Here is a 286-nt window from a genome sequence, read left to right as displayed (position 1 = left end):
AAGTGGAGCCTAGCGGGATCGAACCGCTGACCTCCTGCGTGCAAGGCAGGCGCTCTCCCAGCTGAGCTAAGGCCCCATGTTTTTGGGAATATCGGGAAGACAGGATTTGAACCTGCGACCCCCTGGTCCCAAACCAGGTGCTCTACCAAGCTGAGCCACTTCCCGTTAATAAAAGCGCGCCCGAGAGGAGTCGAACCCCTAACCTCTTGATCCGTAGTCAAACGCTCTATCCAATTGAGCTACGGGCGCATATGGTGCCGAGGGCGGGGGTCGAACCCGCACGGTG

At 58.7% G+C, this 286-nt stretch carries 3 tRNA genes; all 3 read right to left on the bottom strand.

Going from position 1 to position 286, the window contains the following annotated elements:
• Positions 1–3: 3 nt before the first annotated feature.
• A tRNA-Ala gene (locus MR147_RS26885) sits at positions 4–76 on the bottom strand.
• 15 nt (positions 77–91) lie between these two features.
• Positions 92–165: transfer RNA gene (locus MR147_RS26880), tRNA-Pro, on the bottom strand.
• Positions 166–175: 10 nt separating this feature from the next.
• Positions 176–249: transfer RNA gene (locus tag MR147_RS26875), tRNA-Arg, on the bottom strand.
• Positions 250–286 lie beyond the last annotated feature (37 nt).

The organism is Bacillus cereus group sp. BfR-BA-01350 (assembly GCF_022663775.1).
GTDB lineage: Bacteria > Bacillota > Bacilli > Bacillales > Bacillaceae_G > Bacillus_A > Bacillus_A paranthracis.
The sequence above is the reverse complement of the archived record's forward strand: the minus strand, read 5'-3'. Positions and strand labels throughout refer to the sequence as shown.